The following is a 3,697-nucleotide window of genomic DNA, read 5'->3' on the forward strand; positions in this document are numbered from 1 at the left end:
TCACGGTCACGCCGACGCAGACTCCGACGCCGACCATCACGCCGACACCCACGATCACGCCCACGGCAACCTTCGACTTCCCCGATGTCACGGTCAAGCAGCAGGCATTCTGCCGCTATGGTCCGGCGAAAGCCTACCTGCCGGCGGCCGATCTGTATGCAGGCGACATCGGCCAGCTGTGGAATCGGGACTACAGTGGTTCGTGGCTGTGGGTGCGGTTTGACAAGCTGAGCTATGCCTGCTGGGTCTCGGCCTCCGTCACGGAGGTCCAGGGCGACATCTTCAGTGTCACGGTCTACTTCCACCCGCTGCCGAAGTCCGTTCTGTATGGCCCGCCCGACGACGTCGAGGCGGTGCGCGATGGCAAGCAGGTGACGGTCACCTGGGACCCGGTCGACATGACGGAAGACGATGACCGCGGCTACCTGATCGAGGCCAGGGTTTGCCAGGACGGCAACCTGATCGCCGTGATCGTCCACACGGACGAGCACAGCGCCGTGTTTGAGGACGAGGCCGGCTGCGCCAAGGATTCCAGCGGAAAGCTGTATACCGTCGAGAAGCACGGCTACACCGATTCGGTGAAGATCCCCTGGCCCGCCGCTAAGTAGCGGCAACGAGGGTCACCCCGATCCCCGGCGACAAACGGCCCCCCCGGGGCGGGGCCTCTGTGGCCCTGGGTCAGCTGGCCCATCCGCACTACAATGGAGCTTGGCTCCACCTCTCGCCAGGGACACTTCGCCGTTCATGACCGCTGCCGAGCTCAAAGACCGATTCCAGGGTGCCCTGGTTGGCTTAGCCGCCGGGGATGCGCTAGGCGCTGCCATCGAATTCCGGCCGCCAGGAACCTTCAAGCCCGTCGAGGATATGACCGGCGGGGGCCCCTTCAAGCTGGATCCCGGGCAGTGGACCGATGACACCTCGATGGCGCTGTGCCTGGCGGCCAGCCTGGTCGAGTGCCGCGGCTTCAATCCCAGCGACCAGATGGACCGCTACCTGCGCTGGCTGAACCAGGGCTACCTGAGCAGCACCGGGCGGTGCTTTGACGTCGGCCACACCGTGCGGGCAGCGCTGGCTCGCTTCGAGTCGTCGGGCAATCCCTTCAGCGGCAAGACGGATGCCGACTCGGCCGGGAACGGCTCCCTCATGCGGCTGGCCGCGGTCCCGCTCCTATACTTCCCCGACCCCGAGGAAGCCGTGAGGCTGGCGGCCGACAGCTCTCGGACCACCCACGCCGCCCCGGAAGCGGTGGATGCCTGTCGCTACCTGGCGGGGCTGATCGTCGGGGCGCTCCAGGGTCAGCCGAAGCAGGCGCTGCTCTCTCCGCAGTTTTCTCCAGCTCCCGGCTTGTGGGATCAAGCTCCGCTTTGCGAACGCATCGCCGAGGTCGCCGCCGGGTCCTTTCGCAGCAAGCAGCCGGAGGAGATCGAAGCCAGCGGCTACGTCGCGCACACCTTGGAGGCGGCGCTCTGGGCCCTGGACCGGGGTTCGGATTTCCGCAGCGGGATGCTGCTGGCGGTCAACCTGGGGGACGATGCCGATACTACGGGCGCGGTCTATGGCCAGATCGCCGGGGCTCTCTACGGGCGTAAGGCGATCCCGCCCCACTGGCGCGGCCAGGTGGCGCTGCGCGAAACGATTCTCTCTCTGGCAGACTCGCTCTACCGACTGGCGGTCGGGGAGGACGCCAGCCAACCGCCTCCCACGGACGATTGATCGCGCCCGGATCGACGATGGGCCATCGCGGCCGAAGCCGGACCAGGCCAGTTTGCACCCGAGGATTCGATGCCACTCATCACATGCTTTGGGGAAGCCAACGAGATCGGCGGCAACAAGATCCTGCTGGAGGAGGGGGACCGCAGGATCTTCTTCGACTTCGGCAAGCCCTTCGGTCGGTATGGATCGTTTTTTGATGGCGTGTATATGCGCGAGCGCGTCAGCCGGGGATTGCTCGATGTCCTCGCCCTTGGGCTCGTTCCGCCCCTGCGTGGCCTGCTCCGAGATGACCTGATCCCGGCCTTCGAGTCGACCGATGTCGACGTTCAGGAAGTGCCTCCTCAGGGGCGGCAGCGTGTGCCCCGCCAGGTGACGGCGGTCACGCCGCAGGCGCAGGACACCTTCTGGGAACACTGGCAACGGTCGCTGCCGCACGCCTACCGCGACTTGCGACGTAAGAATGCGCCCGCGGTTGATGCGGTGCTGCTCTCGCATGCCCATCAGGACCACATCAGCGACCTGCAATACGTCTCGGCGGAAATCCCGGGGGCGGCCTCGCGCATGACGGCCTTCATCGGCAAGGTGCTGCTAGATGCTGGGCTGAGCGGGCTGGGGGGCGTGCCGTACGTGGCGCCTCGGGCGCCGCGGCCCGAGGGGGAGCTGGCCTCGGAACGGAACTCGCCCTACCGCGGGCGCCCCTTCCACTTCTTTGACCATCCCCTCGACGATGAACCCTCGCAGGATCCGCTGGAAACGGCGGCAGGGTTTTGGGCCTACGGAGGTTCGAAAGGGATCGCCCAGCCGGACACTCAACCTACCCTTGGCCTCCGCCTGCGGACTTATCCAGTGGACCACTCGCTCTTTGGGGCTGTCGGCATGGCCGTGGAAACGGACGCCGGATGGATCGGCTACACCGGCGACCTGCGGTTCCATGGAACGATTGGCGCCCAAACTTGGGCGTTTGCGGATGCCCTGGCGGGTCTCTCCCCGGCGGCACTGCTGTGCGAAGGCACGCGGCTGTCGGGGGCAAACGCGACGACCGAAGCCATGGTGATGGATCGCTGCCTGCAGGCCGTGCGGCGTGCCTCCGGCCGTCTGGCGGTGGCGGACTTTGCCCCGCGAAATGTCGAGCGTCTGCTCACCTTCCTGGCCATCGCCGGCGAGACCGGGCGCCGGCTGTTGGTTCAGCCCAAGGACGCCTACCTGTTGCGCGCCATGCACTTGGCGGACCCCGGCGTGCCCGATGCAATGGCGGATTCTCGCCTCGGACTGTACGCCGACCCCAAGGTGACTCAGTTCGACTGGGAGAGACGCATCCGGGCCCGCTACGCCGGCTCCGTGGTCGCCCCGATGGATGTCCGCCAGGCGCCGGGCGACTTCCTGTTGGCCTTCAGCCTGACCGACCTGGCTGACCTGCTGGACATTGAGTACTCGCTCAAGGGCAAACCGGGTGGGGTGTATGTGTTCTCCAATAGCCAGGCCTACGACGATGAGCAGATGGTCGACTTGGTGCGGCTGTGGAACTGGACCGAGCACCTGGGCCTGACGCTGGAAGGCCTTGAGCCACACCGCGACTCCAAGGGCGCCGTGGTCAAGGTGACCCCGGTCGAAGGATTCCACGCATCGGGCCATGCTGCGGCCGATGAGCTGGTCGAGTTCGTCCGACGATCCCGGCCGAAGCGCTTGATCGCCATCCATACCGAGAACCCTGCCGCCTGGCACGGCCTGCTGCGCGGCATGCCCACGCAGCTGATCCTGCCAGAGTACGCGACGCCGATCCCGCTGTGAGCCCCGTCCTGCCCTCGTCCATGATCGGCAAGCCACGGCCGTGGCTGATGGCGCACCGCGGCAATCGCCGCGGCTGTCCGGAGAATACCCTGTCCGCATTTCGCCGCGCCTTCGCCGAGGGCGCCGATCTGCTGGAGACCGACCTGCAGCTTACCGCCGACGGCGAATTCGTCTGCATCCACGATGGAACCGTCGA

Annotated in this window: 4 protein-coding genes; all 4 read left to right on the forward strand. The window is 66.6% G+C overall.

All coding sequences use genetic code 11. The features are described 5' to 3' along the window. Positions 1-608: hypothetical protein (locus tag MUO23_05630; GenBank protein ID MCJ7512434.1), on the forward strand; the 608-nt coding region annotated here is incomplete at its 5' end. Between the two features lie 136 nt (positions 609-744). Then, a complete protein-coding gene (locus MUO23_05635) occupies positions 745-1,713 on the forward strand; it encodes an ADP-ribosylglycohydrolase family protein (protein ID MCJ7512435.1) in 969 nt (322 codons plus the stop codon). A gap of 69 nt (positions 1,714-1,782) precedes the next feature. Next, positions 1,783-3,501 (forward strand): hypothetical protein, encoded by a 1,719-nt coding sequence (locus MUO23_05640; protein MCJ7512436.1) that lies wholly within the window; start codon positions 1,783-1,785, stop codon positions 3,499-3,501. Then, the coding region (locus tag MUO23_05645; GenBank protein ID MCJ7512437.1) for a glycerophosphodiester phosphodiesterase at positions 3,498-3,697 on the forward strand (200 nt) is incomplete at its 3' end. The genes MUO23_05640 and MUO23_05645, both read left to right, overlap by 4 nt.

Source organism: Anaerolineales bacterium (assembly GCA_022866145.1).
Classification (GTDB): domain Bacteria; phylum Chloroflexota; class Anaerolineae; order Anaerolineales; family E44-bin32; genus PFL42.

What these genes read in the sequence shown, in the direction of transcription:
- MUO23_05640 (MCJ7512436.1), top strand. Translation starts at nt 1,783, where the DNA reads ATGCCACTCATCACATGCTTTGGGGAAGCCAACGAGATCGGCGGCAAC.
- MUO23_05635 (MCJ7512435.1), top strand. Translation starts at nt 745, where the DNA reads ATGACCGCTGCCGAGCTCAAAGACCGATTCCAGGGTGCCCTGGTTGGC.